The sequence below is a fragment of the Mycobacterium sp. 3-98 genome (assembly GCF_035918355.1).
GTDB classification, from domain to species: Bacteria; Actinomycetota; Actinomycetes; order Mycobacteriales; family Mycobacteriaceae; genus Mycobacterium; species Mycobacterium intracellulare.
In genome coordinates this window covers 3,156,376-3,173,371 of sequence record NZ_CP142360.1, presented here as the reverse complement: position 1 = coordinate 3,173,371, position 16,996 = coordinate 3,156,376, and the positions used below count along the sequence as shown (strand labels likewise).

Below are 16,996 nucleotides of genomic sequence, written 5' to 3'. Positions count from 1 at the left end.
GTGCCGCGAGATCAGCCCGCCGCGGCCAGCGCCGCGTCGTAGTTGGGCTCCTGCGCGATCTCGGGCACCAGTTCGGTGTAGGCGACGTTGCCGTCGGCGCCGATCACCACGATGGCCCGCGCGAGCAGCCCCGCCATCGGGCCGTCGGCGATGGTGACGCCGTAGTCCTCGCCGAAGCTGTCCCGGAACGCCGACGCGGTCTTGACGTTCTCGATGCCCTCGGCGCCACAGAATCGCGCCTGCGCGAACGGCAGATCCTTCGAGACGTTCACGACGGTCGCCCCGCCCCCGGCGGCGCGCTCGTTGAATGTCCGCACACTGGTCGCGCAGACCGGGGTGTCCACGGACGGAAAGATGTTGAGCACCACGGGCTTACCGCCGAACTGCTCGCTGCTGACCGGGGCCAGATCGCCGCCCGTCAGGCTGAAGCCCGGGGCTTTGGATCCGACGGGGGGCAGCTCGCCGACTGTGTTGATCGGGTTTCCACGCAACGTTATCTGTGCCATGCGCACAGTCTGCCAACACTGCCGCGAGCGCGATGGGGCAGGGTGGGCGCAGGCCCGCGTGTCCTAATTGGTGGGGTGCATGGCGTAGACGCCAGGCCGTCGCGTGTCCAACACTGGGTTCATGCCTCGCAAGGTGGTGATCGCCGGTTATCCCGGCGTGCAGGCGCTCGATGTGATCGGGCCTCATGACGTCTTCACGACCGCGTCGCTGTTGACGGGCGGCAGCTACGACGTCACCGTCGCCTCGGTCGACGGCCAACCAGTGTCGACGGCTACCGGGCTGGCCTTCGTCGCGGCGCCGTTGCCGGACCCGGGCGACTCGATCGACACGGTCGTGCTGCCCGGAGGCGGCGGCATCGACGCGGCGCGCGCCGATGCCGAGCTCGTCGCCTGGGTCAAGGCCGTCGCCGGACATGCCCGGCGCATGGTGACGGTGTGCACCGGCGCGTTCCTGGCCGCCCAGGCGGGGCTGCTGGACGGGCAGCGGGTGACCACCCACTGGGCCTTCGCCGAGCGGTTGGCGAGCGAGTTCCCCGCCATCGAGGTCGACGCCGACCCGATCTTCGTCCGGAGCTCCGAGACCGTGTGGACCGCGGCGGGCGTCACGGCGGGCATCGACCTTGCGCTCGCGCTGATCGAGGAGGACCACGGCACCGAGGTCGCGCAGACGGTGGCTCGTTGGCTCGTGCTGCATCTGCGCCGCCCCGGCGGGCAGACGCAGTTCGCGGCGCCGGTGTGGATGCCGCGGGCCCGCCGCGACTCGATCCGCGAGGTGCAGGAGACCATCGAGGCCGAGCCGGGCGGTTCGCACAGCGTCGACGACCTGGCCCGCCGGGCGGCGATGAGCCCGCGCCACTTCACCCGGGTGTTCACCGCCGAAATCGGCGAGGCGCCCGGCCAGTACGTCGAGCGCATCCGCACCGAGGCCGCGCGCCGGCAGTTGGAGGAGACCGACGACACCGTCGTCGCAATCGCCGCCCGATGCGGCTTCGGAACCGCGGAGACGATGCGCCGCAATTTCCTTCGCCGCGTGGGCATTTCGCCCGACCAGTACCGCAAGGCCTTCGCTTAGCCGGAAAGGACGACACTCATGACCCAAATCGCCTTCGTGGCCTACCCAGGATTCACCGCGCTGGACATGATCGGCCCCTACGAGGTGCTGCGCAACCTGCCGGGCGCGCAGGTGCGGTTCGTCTGGCACGAGGCCGGACCGATCACCGCCGACTCCGGCGTGCTGGTCATCGGCGCCACGCACACCCTGGCCGAAACACCCTCTCCCGACGTGATTCTCGTCCCCGGAGGTCCCTCGACCCCGGTCCATGCCCGCGATGACGCGCTGCTCGACTGGCTGCGCCGCGCGCACCGCACCGCACGCTGGACGGCGTCGGTGTGCTCGGGCTCGGTCATCCTGGCCGCCGCGGGCCTGCTCGACGGGCGGCGGGCGACGTCGCACTGGCTGACGATTCCCGCGCTGAAGGCCTTCGGCGCCATCCCCGTGGCCGACGAACGGATCGTGCACCAGGACGACATCGTCACCAGCGCGGGTGTGTCCGCCGGCCTCGACCTCGCGCTGTGGCTGGCCGGACAGATCGGTGGCGAAAACCGCGCCAAGGCAATCCAACTCGCGCTCGAATACGACCCGCAGCCGCCGTTCGACTCGGGCCACATGTCGAAGGCGTCTGCGACCACGAAGGCCGCGGCGACGGCGCTGCTGTCCAAGGACAGCGTGAAGCCCGCCAACGTCAAGGCCACGACGTTGCTGGCCTGGGAGCAGGCGCTGGGTAGGGTCCGGTCGCGGCGGCGCAGGCGCCAGCCGGTTCGTTTCCCCGCCTAGCACCGCCGACTGCGCGCCGTGAGCTTCACGCGTCAGGCGCAGGTTCGACAGGAGCCGGCAAGGGAAACAGGCGCCGGAACCTCTCCACGACGGCGCGGTCGCCGACGATGCGTAGCGACCCGTCCTCGACCATCCCGTCGAGCCCATTGTCGGTGCGGAGCAGCGACAGGAGCGTGGCCTGATCAGTTACCAGGGTGGCGTCCGGGTGATCGTCCTCGCCGCGCGTGAGGCTGAGCTCGCCGCCGGTGATGCGGAGCCGAAAGGGTTGACCGCTCAGATGGATTGCGATTGTCGCGTCCAATCCGGCTGCGGCTCGTCGGTCGAAAAGGGCTGTCAGGGAAAGCATCAGGGAGTCGACGCTCAGCGGAGCGTCGTAAGGCATGGACGGTGAGCGGCTGGCCCAGCGGGCCAGCCCGAGCACGGTCGGCGCCAATTCGGCCCCCCACGGCGTCAATTCGTAGACCCAGGACGCGCTGGGCGGGTTGAGCCGACGCCGGAGCACGACTTGCGCGTCGGTGAGCTCGCGCAATCGCTGGGTAAGCATGTCCGGACTGGCGCCGGGCAAGCCGGCCAGCAGATCCGTGAAACGTTTTGGGCCGAGCAGCAGCTCGCGAACCACCAACAACGCCCAACGCTCACCGACCAAATCCAGCGCGTGGGCCACCGCGCACCCGGTGTCGTACCTGCGTTTCCCTGCCATGAACGGCAGTCTACCAGTGCTAATTGGATTACCCAAGTTCATACTTGGAAATTCCAAGTAGTCGGATTAGCATCGAACGTGTCCACTCGGACGACCATCAAGGAGAGAGAGTCATGCCCGTATTCACCGTTGACGCACCGATCGGTGCGCCACCGAACGCCAAGCAAAAAATGCTGAAGGAGATCACCGATGCGCTCGATGAGGCCTATCCCATCCCCGATACCCGCGGATGGCTGCGGGAGTACTCGGCTGACAACGTGTCCCAAGATGGTCGCGTGCGAGCCGAGCCGATCCGACCGGTGGTTTCCTTGGAAGCGCCCGAACTGGCGAACCTCGACGCCAAGAGGAAGTTGGTGCAAAAGATCGAGTCGGCCGTCGGCGCGGCCTACGACGGGATCGCCAACATCGACGAAGTTCTCGTGTTGATCAATCACTACCCGTTACGCGACGTCGGCTGGAGGGGCAGCCTTCAATCCGACAAGCCGGAAATCGTTGAAGCGGTCGCCGCGCTGAACCGCTGAGATCCCGCACGGCAGCGGACTCGCCGATCGGCTTGGACCGGGGTGCAGACGCGGTGCTCTGGTCCAAGCCGGTACGGTGCGCGGGGACGCCGGTCGGCGTCAGCTTTTCGAAATGCTTTGGCGCGCAGCACGCCTTGCAGCTTGTGGCCGGCGACGCCTAGGCGTTGGGCTGCAGGATCTCGGTCGTGGCGAGCTGCCCGCCGGCCTGCATCCATGCCGCGACGACACCGGGCGCATCACGGTCCGGGTTGTAGATGTCCTCCTCGCTGGAGAACAGGCCGTTCCCGGCATAGACCAGCCGGGTCCAGTTGGGGAACCAGAACGGTTCGCCGTCCGGATCGGTGGGATGGTCCAGCAGGTTCTTGATCATGACGACGACGGCGTCGTTGTCCTCATCGTGGGCGATCCAGTCGTTGGGAAAGCGCATGTGCGGAAACGGCGCCATCACCGCGACGATCCAGTCCCGGACCGCCTCGCGCCCGTGGAAGACGCCGTAGTGATGCTCGGTGTAGACGACGTCTTCGGTGAACAGATCCGCGAAGGGACGCCAGTCGCCCGACGCGCTGCACCCCTCGACGACCTTGGTGTAGTTCTCGACGGCTTTGTCGATTTCTGCCCTGGTGAATTTGCCCATAGCGGACACACTAGAACGTGTTTCGGTTTCGGGTTGCCCGTTGCGAATAGGGTTATCGAATGAACGTGTGGGACCTGTTCGACTTGCGCGGCAAGCGCGCGTTGGTGACCGGGGCGTCGAGCGGCATCGGCAAGAAGGTGGCCCAGGCGTATCTGCAAGCCGGCGCCCAGGTGGCCCTTGCGGCACGGAATTTCGAAGCCTTGCAACGCGTCGCCGCCGAGCTGGCCGCAGCCGGGGAGGGCAACGTGGTGCCGATCCGTTGCGACGTGACCCAACCGGACCAGGTGGGCACCATGGTGGACCGGGTGACCGCGGAGTTGGGCGGCATCGACGTCGCCGTGTGCAACGCCGGGATCATCGCCGTCACGCCGATGCTGGAGATGTCGCCGGAGGAGTTCCAGCGCATCCAGGACACCAACGTGACCGGAGTCTTTCTCACCGCCCAGGCGGCGGCCCGGGCGATGGTCCGCCAGGGACACGGTGGCGCCATCATCACCACCGCCTCGATGTCCGGCCACATCATCAACGTCCCGCAGCAGGTCGGCCACTACTGCGCCTCCAAGGCGGCCGTCATCCACCTGACCAAGGCGATGGCAGTCGAATTCGCGCCCCACAACATTCGGGTCAACAGCGTCAGCCCCGGCTACATCCTCACCGAGCTCGTCGAGCCCCTCGAGGAGTATCACCGCCTGTGGGAGCCCAAGATTCCGCTCGGCCGCATCGGCCGGCCCGAGGAACTCACCGGCCTCTACCTGTACCTGGCCAGCGAGGCGTCCAGCTACATGACCGGTTCGGACCTCGTGATCGACGGCGGATACAGCTGCCCGTAGCGCTTCGTCACCGCTCGATCTCGCCGGAGATCCCGCGTTCGATCTTCGCCTGCGCAGTGGACGGCAGCACCAAAATGCCGTCGAGTTCGCTGCGGGCAACCTCGTAGGCGCGCTGACGTTCGTGCGCCGCCGCCGCGGGGTCGGCGGCCACCCGAAGCAGACTCTGGGCGCGGGCAATCCGTTGCTGATCCGCCTGGGAGAAATCGTTGCGGCGTCGGCGCATCGCTTCGGCCTCCGCGGCGTTGAACGCGGTCGCGTAATCCTCGACGGCTGCCATGTATTGGGCGGCGGCTTCCCGATCGTCGAGCAGATCTTCGGCCTTGGCGGGCCGCAGGAAGTCGGCGCGGAGTTTGGCCTTGTGGAACGCGACCGTCAGCGCATCGCGCATGTCGGTCATGAGCGGAAAGTCCAGCAGCTTGGCGACGTCGAGTTCGTACTCGAGCCAACGATCATCGGTGCGGTTGTGCTCGTCGAGGACGCGCCGGATCGCGCGCCACCGGGCCGCGTGGTTGTTGGCGGCGGCCCCGCCGGCGGGCGCGTCGGGCAGTGGCGCCCGGTCGGCTTCCCGCGGCTGCTCGTCGGCGCGCCGCCGGTAGGCGCCGAACGCGCGCGCCGCGGCCACGATCGCGCCCGTCAGCGGCAGGATCACGATCAGCAGCTCCGCCAACCGGAATAGCAAGCCCACATGGCCAGGATGCCATCAGGACGGTCGGTGTTCGGTCACTCTGCGGGCGCACCCGCCGCCGAGCGTGGGGACTACGGACGAATCCGGTGCGGTTCGCGTCCCTGGGGCCCACACTCGACGCCGCACGAATCCGGTCAACTCTGTGGGCGCGCCCCGAGCACATCGCGAAACAACGCCTGCCGCAACGCGAGTTCACGGGGGTCGCTCCACAGGTGAAACCCGAGCCGGTTCATGACGTAGGCGAAGCCGATGCCGGTGTCGGGGTCCGCACATCCGAAGGAGCCGCCGAAGCCGGGGGTGCCGAAGGCCTTGTCCGATGAACCGAATGTGAAGTGCGGCACCGGCTTACAGAAGCCGAGCGAATACGCCACGTCTACGTGCATCACCTTGTCGCGCACGCCCTGACTCGGCGAGATCGCCGGCGCCGCCAGGGACTCGAGCGTGGCGGCGCTCAGCCCCACCTCGGCGCCGCCGGCGGCGGCGCTGCCGTACATGCGCGCCACCGATCTGGCGGTTCCGATGCCGTTGACCGACGGGATCTCGACCGCCCGGACGTCGTCGCGGTTGTAGTCGCCGTCGAACGCGTTGACCCCCCGTGGGACCCCGACGGTGCGTGCCGTCAGGCCGACGGGATTGAGCGAGGCGCCGACGAACCCGGGGGGCATCACGCCCAGGTGCAGAAGTGTTTCCGCCCGCACCCAATTGTGGACGTGGGCGACTCGCGTGCGGTCGACCGAGTCCGGCAGGCCGATGTGCAGGTCGAGTCCTGACGGCGTGACGATCTCGTCGGCCAGGAATCGGCCCAGGGTGCGGCCGGCGGGGTCGGTGCGGCGGATCAACTCGGATTCGTACCAGCCCAGCGTGATCGCGTGGTATCCGTGCCGGGTGCCCGGTCGCCACGCCGGCGTCTGGGCGGCCAGGATCGGCGACAGCCGCTCAGGGTCGGCCACGTCGGCCAGCGTCGGCTTCGGTTTGAGCGCACACAGTCCGGCCTGATGTCCCAGCAGTTGGCGGACCGTGACATCCGCCTTTCCCGATTGGGCGAATTCCGGCCAGTAATCGGCGACCTTGGCGTCATAAAAGATGAGTCCGCGGGACACCGCCACCGCCACGACGAGGGCGGCCACCCCTTTGGTCGTGGAGAACATGTTCACCATCGTGTCGGGCCGCCACGGATCCTTGGTCAGTCCATTCCGGTACCCGCCCCACAGGTCGACCACCTTGGCGCCGTCGCGGTAGACGGCGACGGCCGCGCCGACTTCCGCGCCGCCGCGAAGAGTCGCGCGGAAAGCGTCGGCCACCTTGCCGTAGCCGGCATCCACGTCGCCGCCGATCAAGTCCGGCGACACCGTCATCTTGAGAACCATCTGGCGCCTCCGAGTGGAGATTAGCCAGCCGGGTGCGCACGCGGGGCCGGTTTGGGCGCCCCGGTCAGTGGGCGCTTAGGCCGCCACCGAGGTATTCGGCGCGGCATGCCCGACGGGCCAGTTTGCCGCTGGTGGTCCGCGGGATGGCGCCGGCCGGCAGCAGGCGCACGTCCGAGACCGTCAGGCCGTGTCGCCGCGAGACCGCCTCGTGGATCGCCTCGATCGCCGGCTGTGGGTCCTGACGGCTGGTGCCGGCGGCACGTTCGGCGACGACGACGAGCCGGTCGGCACCCGGGTTGTTTTCGGCCGGTACGGAAAACGCCGTCACGTATCCGCGCCGAATCATCGGGGACGCTTCGGCGACGGTGGCCTCGATGTCGTGCGGATAGTGGTTGCGGCCCTCGATCGTGATGAGGTCCGCCATCCGCCCCGTCACGTACAGCTCGCCGTCGAGGTACACGCCCAGATCGCCGGTGCGCAACCACGACCGTTGGAGATCGGCGCCGTCGGCATGGCTGCCGTCGGTCCGTCGCGATCGCAGTTCGGCGCCGAACGCCAGCCGAGTCGCCTCGGGCAGGCCCCAGTATCCGCGACCAATGTTGTTGCCCTGCAACCAGATTTCGCCCACCTGACCGTCGGGCAATTCGGCTGCTTTGCCGGGGTCGACGATCACGGCCCATTCGCTGCGTGCCACCTGGCCACAGGACACCTGAGCGACGGCGTTGGGAGCGTCGGCGGGAACGCGGACCGCGTGCCCGGCGCCCAGTTGTTCGCGGTCGAAGTACACCGCCGTCGCTTCCGCCGTTGGGGCGATGGTCGCGACGAGCAGCGTCCCCTCGGCGATGCCGTAGGACGGTTTGAACGCGGTGCGGGGCAACCCGTATGGCGCGAACGCCTTGTTGAAGGTCCTGATCGCGTCGATGCTGACCGGTTCGGAGCCGATGATCATCACCACGTTGCGCAGATCGATGTCCTCGCCGCCGGTGGGCAGGCCGCGCTGTGCCGCCCACTCGTAGGCGAAGTTCGGCGCGGCGGTGACGACGTTGCCCTGCCGCGAGCCGTCGGACAGCGCCTGGATCCACCGCAATGGCCGGCGCACGAACGCGGCCGGAGACATCAGCGTGGAATGGCCGCCGTAGACGGCGGGAAAGCCGATCATCGACAAACCCATGTCGTGGTAGAGCGGTAACCAGCTGACGCCGTGGGTGTTTCGGTCCAAGAGGTCGATCGACAGGATCATCTGCACCAGGTTGGTGCCGACGGCACGGTGGGTGATCTCCACGCCGACCGGCGGCCGGGTGGATCCCGACGTGTACTGCAGGTGCGACACGTCGTCCATGCCGAGCTCGGTCGCCTCGAACGACTCGCCGGCCGCATCGGGGATCTGGTCGATGGCGATCACTTCCGCCCGGCCCAGGTGGGGGTGGTCGGCCAGGAACTTGGCGACCGCGCCGTGCGCGGCGGTGGTCGTGAGCAGGGCCGTGGGCTCCGAGTCGCGCAACGCGGTATCCAGGCGCTCGGCGTGCCCGGGCAATTCCGGGGCGAACAGCGGGACCGCGATGGCTCCGGCCTTGACGGCCGCGTAGAACCCGGCGACGTAGTCGATGCCCTGCGGCGCGAGGACCGCGACGCGCTCGCCACGGCTCGCGACTTGCTGGATGCGCGCGCCGATGGCTTCCAGCCGGACACCGAACTGGGTCCAGGTCACCTCGTCGGCCTTGCCATCCCCCGGGCCGCTGTAATCGAGGTAGCGATAGGCGACGGCGTCACCGACGTTGGCGATGTTGCGGTCGATCAGGGATATCAGGTTGACGCCGGGTGGCAGCGCGATACCCCCGTCGCCGTCCAGGCAGTCCTCGATTCGGAGCAGCCCGGGGACACCGGCGTCGCGCCGGGAACCGTGATCCATGCCGCCAGTCTAGGCAAGCCGATCAGGCGGGCCCTACGCCGACGAATGGGGAAACGCCAAGAGCGGCGGCCGCATTCGCTCATTCCGTGAGGTGTAGGTGGCCCCGTGGCCGGGTCCTGGTCGGGCGGGCGGTAGCCTACCGGCGAGCGGCGTCCAGGGCCATCGAAGGCCGTAGGGTTTGCTATCACCAGGAGTTGTCATGTCGGGCCGGAAGTTCTCCTTCGAAATCACCCGTACCAGCAGCGCACCCGCCGAGACGCTGTTTCGGCTCGTCGCTGATGGCGCCAACTGGTCGCAGTGGGCCAAGCCAATCGTGTTGCGCTCGAGTTGGGCCCGCGAGGGCGATCCCGCACCGGGCGGGGTCGGGGCCATCCGCAAGGTGGGCATGTGGCCCGTCTTCGTGCAGGAGGAGACCGTCGCGTACGAACCGGACCGCCGCCACGCCTACAAGCTGGTGGGGCCGCCTACCCCGGCCAAGGACTACGCCGGCGAGGTGGTCTTCACGCCGAATGCGGCCGGCGGCACTAACATCCGCTGGACCGGCTCATTCACCGAGGGCGTTCGCGGAACCGGCCCGGTGATGCGCGCCGCGATGGGCGGGGCGGTGCGGTTCTTCTCCGGCCGCTTGGTGAAGGCGGCCGAGCGCGAGTCGAACGCCGGGCGTTAGTCAGCGCGAAATATGCGGTCCGCGAAGCACACTCGCGTGGCGGTTGGGTCGGTAAGCCGTTACTTGGACTCGACCTCGTCCTGATACTTCTTGGTCATGTGCGCGACCGCATCGAGCTGCGACTGCGCGAGGCTCTCCCGCGCCTGCCCGGCGCGCGCCGCCGCGTCCAGCGTCGGCTGAGCCTGGCCCTGAAAGTGCGGCATCACTTCGGCGGCGAACAATTCGGCGGATCGCCTGGTGGCGGCCGGATTCGCCCACTCGTGACCCATCTGCAGCATGCAACCGAACCCGCCGGACTGATCCCACAGCCTTTGCACCTGCTCGCGCGCCCGCTCGGGCGTGCCGATCACGCCCGCGCCGTTGTCGTTGATGACGTCGATCATCTCGTCGAGCTGTTCTCCCGGCATCGTCATCTGCGGGAACGCGGCCACCTTCTGGAAGTACCGGAACCACGGCTCGATGCCGAACTTGACCTCTTCGCGGGCCTGCTTTTCTGTCTCGGCGAGATGGAACAGGCCGACCAGGCTCCAGTTGCGGCGATCGACCTGCGCGCCGAAGGTCGCCGCGCGCTCCTCGACGATGTCCCAGTGGTACGACAGCGCGTTGAAGCCCTCGACGGTCAGCGTCGCCCCGATGGACAGCAGCCCGATGCCGTGCTTGCCGGCCAGCCGCGCCCCCGTCGGCGACGCGACCGCGGCGACCGACAGCGGGATCCCGCCATCGGAGTACGGGGCGAGCTGCAACCTGGCGTCGAACAGCTGATGGGTTGCCGTTTTGGCGCTGACCGTCTCCCCCGCCAGCAGCCGCACGACGATGTCGAGGTTCGTTTCCAGCAACTCGCGCGTGTCGGTGGGGGTGAGTCCGATCATCGACGAGTCGCTGGGCAGCGAGCCCGGCCCGACACCGCCGATGATGCGGCCGTGGGTGAGATGGTCCAGCAGCATCAGCCGATCCGCGACCCACAGCGGATTGTGATACGAGAGCGAAATCACCCCGGTGCCGAACCGGATTCGCTTTGCACGTTCGGCGGCGGCGGCGATGAAAATCTCCGGGGAGCTGATGATTTCGCTTCCGGCGGAATGGTGCTCGCCCAACCAGACTTCGTCAAAGCCAAGGGCGTCGAGATGCTCGATGAACGCGAGATCACGCTGCAGGGCCAGCGTCGGATTGGTGCCCGCGCGATGAAAGGGTGCGATGAAGTATCCAAACCTGAGCTTGCCCATGGGATCCCTTTGCAGTCGAGTCCCCCGAACCATAGCTCAACGGGCGCTGCGGGAAGCCAGAAAAAACCCCAGAGTTATCAGCCGGTGGGGCCAGGTAACCATGGCCCCACCGGCTAGCGAAACAAGTCTGGGACTTCGAACTAGAACGGGCTCAACGCCAGTGGCTGATCACGGGTAGCCGCCGCAGACGTTGCCGACGCACCCGCCGCCACCGCCCGGGCCACCGCCGCCACCGCCGACGCCGGGGATGCTGCCGCCGCCGCCACCGGGGCCACCGCCGCCGGTCGGGCCGCCGGGGATGCTGCCGCCGCCGCCACCGGGGCCGCCGCCGCCGGTCGGGCCGCCGGGGACGCTGCCGCCGCCACCACCGGGGCCACCGCCCCCGGTCGGGCCGCCGGGCACGTTGCCGCCGCCGCCTTCACCAGGCGCAGTGGAGGGCGCGACGCTCGACGAGGGCGTGGTCGTCGGGGTGGTGGTGCTGCTCGGGCCCTCTTTATGACCGCCGCCGCAGCCGACCGCCAGTACGAGCATGGCCGCGCCGCCGAAAAGGGCGACCGTTGTCCTCGGTCCAGATCCCATCAGATCCCCCAATCTCCACTTGCGCCACACCGCGGCGCCCACTGTTTCTTACCCAGGGGCATCGGCGCGCAAACTACTTCCGGCGCCGAGATTGCGACGGGAAAAGGATGGCCCGTCACGCGGGTGGGCGTGGCCGGCCGGGAAAGTGGAGCGTGCGCGATCCCGTGGAGCGGAGCCGCAGCGGCACAAGGGAATCTGGCGAACGCGGGAACATGACCATCGAGGCTTTTAAAAGCCGATGGCCCATCTCGGGCCTATGGACCATCGGCGAAACAAATCGTATCCGGGTGCGGGCCTTCCCGTGGGCGAAATGTCTGACTCGTAAATTAGAAAATTCCTTATACTCACTAAGTAGACCTTCCTCCGATCGGGCGTGGGCGGCCGCGCAAGCCCGTGACCAGGGCCGCAGCCGAAACCGCGGCTACCCCTCCTTGGTGATCAGCTTGCGCAGCGCCACGCGGTCGGGCTTGAGCAGTTCGGCGATGCGGGGCTGATTCACCTCGGCGACGATGATCTCGCCGACCTCCTGGTAGACCTCGCTGAAGATGCCGTGGGATTTCATCTTCGAGGTCTGATAGAGGTTGTCCTCGGTCGGCGTCACATAGATCACCCCGTCGGCCTTGAAGCGGTGCACCAGCCAGAGGTGGATCAAGGTCATCAGCCGCTTCTGGCGGAGCTTCTCCGCGAAGGTGTTCTGGTCGCGCACCTGAAGGATGCTGCGGCCGTGCCGGTCCTTGATCGGGTCGACGACCACGTTGGCCAGCTGCTCGTCGTCGTTCCCGTAGATGCCGAGTTCGAGCACGTCCGAGCCGGCGCGGCGGGGCCGCAGTTGCACCCGCAGTTTCTCGCCGAGGTCGTAGTTCTCGCTCCACATCGCCAGCCACTCCTCGAGCAGCTTCTTCGGCACCTCGGTCTGCACCAGGTGCTGGTGCTGGGTCGAGCCTTCGCCCATCGACTTGGTGGTGGCGGTGCGGCCCGAGGAGGCCGTGAGCGCGGCGTCGCTGCGCGGTCCCCCGACGAGGGTTTGCGGTGTGCGGTAAGGAGATTCGACCAGGCGCATCTTGCGCTGCAGGCGGGCCAGCGCCAGCATGCCGTCCTGTTGCAGCGAGGTGGCGAACTCCTCGGCGGCGACGCCGTCGATCTGGTGTCCGCCGTAGGTGATGAAGTTGAAGACGAAACCCATCTTGCCCAGTTCCTCGGGGAACTGCTTCATCTGCTCGTCGGTCATGCCGGTGGTGTCCCAGTTGAACGACGGGGACAGGTTGTAGGCCAGCATCTGGTCGGGGAACTTGGCGTGGATGGCGTCGGCGAACTGCCGGGCGTCATCCAGGTCGGCGGTCTTGGTCTCCATCCACAAGAGGTCGGCGAACGGCGCGGCCGCCAGCGATTTGGCGATGGCGTACGGGATGCCGCCGCGGATCTGGTAGTAGCCCTCGGGCGTCTTCGAAAGTTCGCAGTCCCAACCGGGGTCGACGCCCAACTCCTTCGCCTTGGCCCTGGCCGAGTAGAGCGAGGCGGTCGCGGCGAACTCTCGCCACTCCTCGGCGCTCATATCGGCCGGTTCGCCCTCGCTGGCGGCGAACGCGAGCACATCGGCGACGGCCTCGCCGTAGGTCATCAGGCCGGCGTCGTCCTCCCAGGCCGCCACGAACCGCGACTCGACTTGGTCGAACAGGTCGTCGATCGACTGCTGACCGTCCTCGCGCCAGGCGTTGACGGCGTCGGAGACCAGGCCCTGGATCCCTTGGCGCTCAAGCCAAGCTGTGGCCTCGGCGTACTCCCCTTCGGGCAGCGCGTACAGCAGGTGGCCGTTGAGGTCTTTGACGCCCAGCTCGTAGAAGCGACGCACCAACGCCAGGAAGCACGACTTGTACGACGGGATCTTGAGGTTGGTGGCTCCGAGCAGGAACGGCTGGTCACGCTCGTCGGCCCGGCTGTCCAGCAGGTTGGCGGCCTCGGCGTCGGTGCGCGCGACGATGATGCCCGGCACCTTCATGATGTCGAGCTGGAAGCGCGCGGTGTTGAGCCGTTTGATCTGTTCGTCGGACGGCACCAACACCTTGCCGCCCTGATGGCCGCACTTCTTGGTGCCGGGGCGCTGGTCCTCGATGTGGTAGCCGGGCACGCCGACCTCGACGAACCGGCGGATCAGGTTGCGCACGTGCGGGTCACCGCCGTGGCCGGTATCAGCGTCGGCGATGATGAACGGCCGGTAGTCGTAGACCGGCGCCGCGGCGCGCTGCTTTTCGCTCATCTGCAGGCGCTGGTATTGCTGGTTGCGGTCGGCGGTCAGCAGGGCGCGCACCAGCACCGCGGCGTCGTCGGGCACCTGGCTCAGCGGGTAGCTGGCGAGGTCGGGTCCGGGATCTTCGGTGGTGGACCCCTTGGCCGAGGTCGCCCAGCCGCCCAGATAGATCCCCTCGATGCCCATCCGCTTCATCGCGACCGCCTGGCCGGGCGAGTACGGGCCGAACGTCGTGATGCTCTTCTTCTGGGCGAACAGCTCGCGCAACCGCTCGTAGAAGGCCGCCGCCGCGTTTCGTGCCACGGTGTAGTCGGTCGGGATGGTGCCGCGCTGCTCGGCTACCTGGCGGGCCGTGTACAGGCGGGTGATCCGGGAAAAGCGCGGATCGTCGAAGTATTGCTGCGTGGCAGCGACCTCGTCGTCGAACGATGGCCGGACTTGTGTGTCCTTGTCGATGATCGCCATGTCTTACGCCCCTCTCCGGCACGACTCCACTGAACGTGAGTCTATCCCCGCGAAGGGCGGTTCAATCAGGAGTCGAAAGACTCGGCTGAAACGGTTGCAAAACCACTGGGGCACAGCGCATTCGATGGTCCACCGATCACGGGACGCCTCCGCGCCGGGCAAGCCAGTCCCGCTGACGGGCCACGAATGCGGCGTCGACGACCTTGCCGTGGCCCGGGACGTAGATGGCGTCGGGTCCGCCGACGGCGAGCAGTCGCCCGAGGGTGGCCGGCCAGGCCGCCACGTCGGAATCGGCGTCGATCGCCGGGTCGGCGGACTCCTCGACCAGGTCACCGGCGAACACCACCATCCTGTCGCCGGCGTTGGTCGCGGGCGCGATCACCACCAGGTCCGAGGCGGTGTGGCCGCGCCCGAGGTGCGTGATCGTCACCGTCCGATCCCCCAGATCGACGCTGGCGTCGTAGACCCCGCGGCGCGGAGGGCGTAACGCGGCGATCGCCGCGTCCACTTCAGTGGCGTCGGCGCCGTACCGCAGCGCCTCGGCGCGGATCTGGTCGGTCGCCGATCGGAGGTGCCCGACGACCTCGGGCGCGCAGTAGATCTTCGCGCGGCCGAAGAACGATGAGCCCAGGACGTGGTCGAAGTGCTTGTGCGTCAACACGATATGGCTCACCGGCCGCCCGGCAAGCCGTCGGACGTCGGCGTCGATGGCGGCGGCCTCGGCCAGCGTGGTACCCGAGTCGACGAGCAGCGTTCCGGTGCGGCCGCGCACCAGGCCGATCGTGACATCGCAGAACGAGAGCCGGCAGCGGTGCACGCCGCTGGACAGCGTTTCCCAGCCGAAATGCACACCAGCAACGTAGCGGCCACGCGTGGGCTGCGCCGGCGGTGCGCCGGGACGATGTGTCGGAAATAGTTGACATGTCGGGATTGTCCGACATATGTTGTCGACCGTGACTGGCGTCGATCGCGTCTTTCTCGCCTTGGCCAACCCGGTGCGGCGTGAACTGCTGGAGATCCTGTTCCGGCAACCATTGTCGGCCGGGGAGCTCAGCGAGCGGTTCGAACTCAGCCGGCCCGCGGTCGCCGAGCATCTCAAGGTGTTGCGTGACGCGAGGCTGGTGGCCGACGAGCCGCGGGGGCGCCATCGGATCTATCACCTGACCGCGGAGCCCCTGGCGGAGCTGGGTGAGTGGCTTCATCCGTTCGAGAAGTTCTGGCGTGCCCGGCTTGCCCGGCTCGCCGAGGTGGCAGAGGAGCTGGAATGACCGCAACGTCACGGTTCGCGACGATCCGGGTGGATCAATTCGTCGCGGCGCCACCGGAGAAGGTGTGGCGGTTGCTCACCGAACCCGCCCTGATGAAACTCTGGTGGGCCGAGGGGCAGGTGGCCGCGGTGGTGGGACACACGTTCACGCTCGACATGCCGGGCTATGGCCAGCAGCCGTGCACGGTGCTCGAGGTCGACGCGCCGCACCGCTTCGTCTACACGTTCACCACGGCCTGGACGCTGACCTGGCGGCTGGAAGCCGAAGGCGCCGGCACCCGAGTGTTCTTGGAGCACAGCGGCTTTGACCTCGACGACGGCCGTATGGCGCAGGCCTTCGAACGCATGGGACCCGGCTGGCGGGACGTGGTCCTCCCCCGGCTCACGCGGGTTGTCGCTCACGTGAGCCCCTAGGGTTTCGAGCGACGTCGCACCGGCTATCTCCCCGAGATGGCTATCACCGATTCCCGCGAAGTCGTCATCGAAGCGACGCCCGACGAAATCCTGGATGTGCTGTTCGACCTCGAGTCGTTGACCGAATGGTCGTCGGCGCACAAAAAGGTCGAGGTGCTCGAGCGGGACGACCAAAACCATCCGACCCGATCCAGACAGGTGGTCAAACTCGTCGGCGTCAGCGACGAACAGGAGCTCGCCTACACCGTTCACGACGATGGCGTCGGCTGGACCCTGATCAGCTCCAAACAGCAACGCGCTCAGGAGGGCCGGTACACGTTGACTCCCGAGGGGGACTCCACCCGGGTCCGCTTCGACCTCACCGTCGACCTGGTGGCGCCCGTTCCCGGATTCCTGGTCAAGAGGGGTGCCAAAACCCTCATGGACACGGCCACCGAGGGATTGCGCAAGCGGGTACTGGAAGTCGAGAAGCGCGCCAAGTAGCCGCGGCCCTCGCCCCGAAACGGGTGCTTTCGCGGCGCGCCCGCGCGGGTCAGACTGTTTTCATGGACTCGTCGCACGTGTTTCGCCGAACCGCAGCGCTCATCGGAGCAGCGGTGCTGCTGGGGCCGCTGACCGGCTGCGGCGGAACTGGGGATAGCCACCCGACGTCGTCTCCGGCGCCGAAGGTCACGACGCTGGGCAAGACGGCGCCCAAGGCGCCCGCCGGAGGCTCATTGACGATCAGCAGCCCGGCCTTCGCCGACGGTGCGCCGATTCCGGTGCAGTACACCTGCAAGGGCGCCGACGTCGCACCGCCGTTGGTGTGGTCGGCGCCGCTGGGTGCGGCCCTCGTCGTCGACGATCCCGACGCCCCGGCCGGGTTGTACGTCCACTGGGTGGTGATCGGAATCGCCCCCGGGCCCGGCAGCACGGCCGAGGGCCAAACCCCAGCCGGCGCAACCACTCTGCCGAACACGGCCGGCCAGTCGGCGTATCAGGGTCCCTGTCCCCCGAACGGAACAGGCACGCATCGTTACCGGTTCACCCTCTATCAGCTTCCCAATGACTACCAGCTGCCCGGCGGCCTGGCGGGCGTGCAGGCCGCGCAGACGATCGCCGGCGCCGCGACCGCGCAGGCGCAGCTCGTCGGGGCGTTCGGCGGCTGATC

At 68.0% G+C, this 16,996-nt stretch carries 19 protein-coding genes; 9 read left to right on the top strand and 10 right to left on the bottom strand.

The window, feature by feature from the left end; all coding sequences use genetic code 11:
• Window positions 1-11: 11 nt before the first annotated feature.
• On the bottom strand, window positions 12-506 hold the full coding sequence (tpx, locus tag QGN30_RS15080) for a thiol peroxidase (RefSeq protein ID WP_009954859.1): 495 nt from the start codon (window positions 504-506) through the stop codon (window positions 12-14).
• 121 nt (window positions 507-627) lie between these two features.
• On the opposite strand from tpx, the gene QGN30_RS15075 reads away from it, so the two are divergent.
• The gene (locus tag QGN30_RS15075) at window positions 628-1,578 is read left to right on the top strand and encodes a GlxA family transcriptional regulator (protein ID WP_009954860.1); all 951 of its coding nucleotides are present in this window, start codon (window positions 628-630) and stop codon (window positions 1,576-1,578) included.
• A gap of 18 nt (window positions 1,579-1,596) precedes the next feature.
• The gene (locus tag QGN30_RS15070; protein WP_009954861.1) at window positions 1,597-2,340 is read left to right on the top strand and encodes a DJ-1/PfpI family protein; all 744 of its coding nucleotides are present in this window, start codon (window positions 1,597-1,599) and stop codon (window positions 2,338-2,340) included.
• Window positions 2,341-2,365: 25 nt separating this feature from the next.
• Here QGN30_RS15070 and QGN30_RS15065 read toward each other — a convergent pair whose 3' ends face one another.
• Complete coding sequence (locus tag QGN30_RS15065) at window positions 2,366-3,004, bottom strand: winged helix-turn-helix transcriptional regulator (protein ID WP_009954862.1); 639 nt, start codon at window positions 3,002-3,004, stop codon at window positions 2,366-2,368.
• Window positions 3,005-3,153: 149 nt separating this feature from the next.
• Between QGN30_RS15065 and QGN30_RS15060 the strand changes: the two genes are divergently transcribed.
• The gene (locus QGN30_RS15060; protein WP_009954863.1) at window positions 3,154-3,561 is read left to right on the top strand and encodes a tautomerase family protein; all 408 of its coding nucleotides are present in this window, start codon (window positions 3,154-3,156) and stop codon (window positions 3,559-3,561) included.
• Window positions 3,562-3,718: 157 nt separating this feature from the next.
• Here the strand turns inward: QGN30_RS15060 and QGN30_RS15055 are convergent, their stop codons facing one another.
• Entirely contained in the window at window positions 3,719-4,195 is a 477-nt protein-coding gene (locus QGN30_RS15055; protein ID WP_009954865.1) for a nuclear transport factor 2 family protein, read from the bottom strand.
• Window positions 4,196-4,254: 59 nt separating this feature from the next.
• Between QGN30_RS15055 and QGN30_RS15050 the strand changes: the two genes are divergently transcribed.
• Complete coding sequence (locus tag QGN30_RS15050; protein ID WP_009954866.1) at window positions 4,255-5,025, top strand: SDR family oxidoreductase; 771 nt, start codon at window positions 4,255-4,257, stop codon at window positions 5,023-5,025.
• Window positions 5,026-5,032: 7 nt separating this feature from the next.
• Here the strand turns inward: QGN30_RS15050 and QGN30_RS15045 are convergent, their stop codons facing one another.
• From QGN30_RS15045 to QGN30_RS15035, 3 genes are all read right to left on the bottom strand, one after another.
• Window positions 5,033-5,710, bottom strand: a complete 678-nt coding sequence (locus QGN30_RS15045; protein WP_014380143.1) for a hypothetical protein — start codon at window positions 5,708-5,710, stop codon at window positions 5,033-5,035.
• Window positions 5,711-5,844: 134 nt separating this feature from the next.
• The gene (locus QGN30_RS15040; RefSeq protein ID WP_233042653.1) at window positions 5,845-7,077 is read right to left on the bottom strand and encodes a serine hydrolase domain-containing protein; all 1,233 of its coding nucleotides are present in this window, start codon (window positions 7,075-7,077) and stop codon (window positions 5,845-5,847) included.
• Between the two features lie 64 nt (window positions 7,078-7,141).
• On the bottom strand, window positions 7,142-8,986 hold the full coding sequence (locus QGN30_RS15035; protein ID WP_014382571.1) for a fatty acyl-AMP ligase: 1,845 nt from the start codon (window positions 8,984-8,986) through the stop codon (window positions 7,142-7,144).
• Between the two features lie 199 nt (window positions 8,987-9,185).
• On the opposite strand from QGN30_RS15035, the gene QGN30_RS15030 reads away from it, so the two are divergent.
• Window positions 9,186-9,653 (top strand): SRPBCC family protein, encoded by a 468-nt coding sequence (locus QGN30_RS15030; protein ID WP_036459043.1) that lies wholly within the window; start codon window positions 9,186-9,188, stop codon window positions 9,651-9,653.
• 59 nt (window positions 9,654-9,712) lie between these two features.
• Here QGN30_RS15030 and QGN30_RS15025 read toward each other — a convergent pair whose 3' ends face one another.
• From QGN30_RS15025 to QGN30_RS15010, 4 genes are all read right to left on the bottom strand, one after another.
• A complete protein-coding gene (locus QGN30_RS15025; protein WP_009956988.1) occupies window positions 9,713-10,876 on the bottom strand; it encodes an LLM class flavin-dependent oxidoreductase in 1,164 nt (387 codons plus the stop codon).
• Window positions 10,877-11,044: 168 nt separating this feature from the next.
• The gene (locus tag QGN30_RS15020; RefSeq protein ID WP_064893924.1) at window positions 11,045-11,455 is read right to left on the bottom strand and encodes a hypothetical protein; all 411 of its coding nucleotides are present in this window, start codon (window positions 11,453-11,455) and stop codon (window positions 11,045-11,047) included.
• A 421-nt stretch (window positions 11,456-11,876) separates the two neighbouring features.
• Window positions 11,877-14,165, bottom strand: coding sequence for an isocitrate lyase ICL2 (gene aceA / locus QGN30_RS15015; RefSeq protein WP_008256786.1), 2,289 nt, complete (start codon window positions 14,163-14,165; stop codon window positions 11,877-11,879).
• 136 nt (window positions 14,166-14,301) lie between these two features.
• Window positions 14,302-15,015, bottom strand: coding sequence for an MBL fold metallo-hydrolase (locus QGN30_RS15010; protein WP_009955974.1), 714 nt, complete (start codon window positions 15,013-15,015; stop codon window positions 14,302-14,304).
• A gap of 91 nt (window positions 15,016-15,106) precedes the next feature.
• On the opposite strand from QGN30_RS15010, the gene QGN30_RS15005 reads away from it, so the two are divergent.
• From QGN30_RS15005 to QGN30_RS14990, 4 genes are all read left to right on the top strand, one after another.
• Entirely contained in the window at window positions 15,107-15,433 is a 327-nt protein-coding gene (locus QGN30_RS15005; protein WP_009955976.1) for an ArsR/SmtB family transcription factor, read from the top strand.
• Entirely contained in the window at window positions 15,430-15,846 is a 417-nt protein-coding gene (locus QGN30_RS15000) for an SRPBCC family protein (protein WP_009955977.1), read from the top strand. The genes QGN30_RS15005 and QGN30_RS15000 overlap by 4 nt, the downstream gene beginning before the upstream one ends.
• 36 nt (window positions 15,847-15,882) lie before the next feature.
• Window positions 15,883-16,329: an SRPBCC family protein gene (locus QGN30_RS14995; RefSeq protein ID WP_009955978.1), complete on the top strand. Its 447-nt coding sequence runs from the start codon at window positions 15,883-15,885 to the stop codon at window positions 16,327-16,329.
• 62 nt (window positions 16,330-16,391) lie between these two features.
• Window positions 16,392-16,994, top strand: a complete 603-nt coding sequence (locus QGN30_RS14990; RefSeq protein ID WP_043954846.1) for a YbhB/YbcL family Raf kinase inhibitor-like protein — start codon at window positions 16,392-16,394, stop codon at window positions 16,992-16,994.
• Window positions 16,995-16,996: the final 2 nt, after the last annotated feature.

What these genes read in the sequence shown, in the direction of transcription:
- tpx (WP_009954859.1), bottom strand. Translation starts at nt 506, where the DNA reads ATGGCACAGATAACGTTGCGTGGAAACCCGATCAACACAGTCGGCGAG.
- QGN30_RS15075 (WP_009954860.1), top strand. Translation starts at nt 628, where the DNA reads ATGCCTCGCAAGGTGGTGATCGCCGGTTATCCCGGCGTGCAGGCGCTC.
- QGN30_RS15070 (WP_009954861.1), top strand. Translation starts at nt 1,597, where the DNA reads ATGACCCAAATCGCCTTCGTGGCCTACCCAGGATTCACCGCGCTGGAC.
- QGN30_RS15060 (WP_009954863.1), top strand. Translation starts at nt 3,154, where the DNA reads ATGCCCGTATTCACCGTTGACGCACCGATCGGTGCGCCACCGAACGCC.
- QGN30_RS15055 (WP_009954865.1), bottom strand. Translation starts at nt 4,195, where the DNA reads ATGGGCAAATTCACCAGGGCAGAAATCGACAAAGCCGTCGAGAACTAC.
- QGN30_RS15050 (WP_009954866.1), top strand. Translation starts at nt 4,255, where the DNA reads ATGAACGTGTGGGACCTGTTCGACTTGCGCGGCAAGCGCGCGTTGGTG.
- QGN30_RS15040 (WP_233042653.1), bottom strand. Translation starts at nt 7,077, where the DNA reads ATGGTTCTCAAGATGACGGTGTCGCCGGACTTGATCGGCGGCGACGTG.
- QGN30_RS15035 (WP_014382571.1), bottom strand. Translation starts at nt 8,986, where the DNA reads ATGGATCACGGTTCCCGGCGCGACGCCGGTGTCCCCGGGCTGCTCCGA.
- QGN30_RS15030 (WP_036459043.1), top strand. Translation starts at nt 9,186, where the DNA reads ATGTCGGGCCGGAAGTTCTCCTTCGAAATCACCCGTACCAGCAGCGCA.
- QGN30_RS15025 (WP_009956988.1), bottom strand. Translation starts at nt 10,876, where the DNA reads ATGGGCAAGCTCAGGTTTGGATACTTCATCGCACCCTTTCATCGCGCG.
- QGN30_RS15020 (WP_064893924.1), bottom strand. Translation starts at nt 11,455, where the DNA reads ATGGGATCTGGACCGAGGACAACGGTCGCCCTTTTCGGCGGCGCGGCC.
- aceA (WP_008256786.1), bottom strand. Translation starts at nt 14,165, where the DNA reads ATGGCGATCATCGACAAGGACACACAAGTCCGGCCATCGTTCGACGAC.
- QGN30_RS15005 (WP_009955976.1), top strand. Translation starts at nt 15,107, where the DNA reads ATGTTGTCGACCGTGACTGGCGTCGATCGCGTCTTTCTCGCCTTGGCC.
- QGN30_RS15000 (WP_009955977.1), top strand. Translation starts at nt 15,430, where the DNA reads ATGACCGCAACGTCACGGTTCGCGACGATCCGGGTGGATCAATTCGTC.
- QGN30_RS14995 (WP_009955978.1), top strand. Translation starts at nt 15,883, where the DNA reads ATGGCTATCACCGATTCCCGCGAAGTCGTCATCGAAGCGACGCCCGAC.
- QGN30_RS14990 (WP_043954846.1), top strand. Translation starts at nt 16,392, where the DNA reads ATGGACTCGTCGCACGTGTTTCGCCGAACCGCAGCGCTCATCGGAGCA.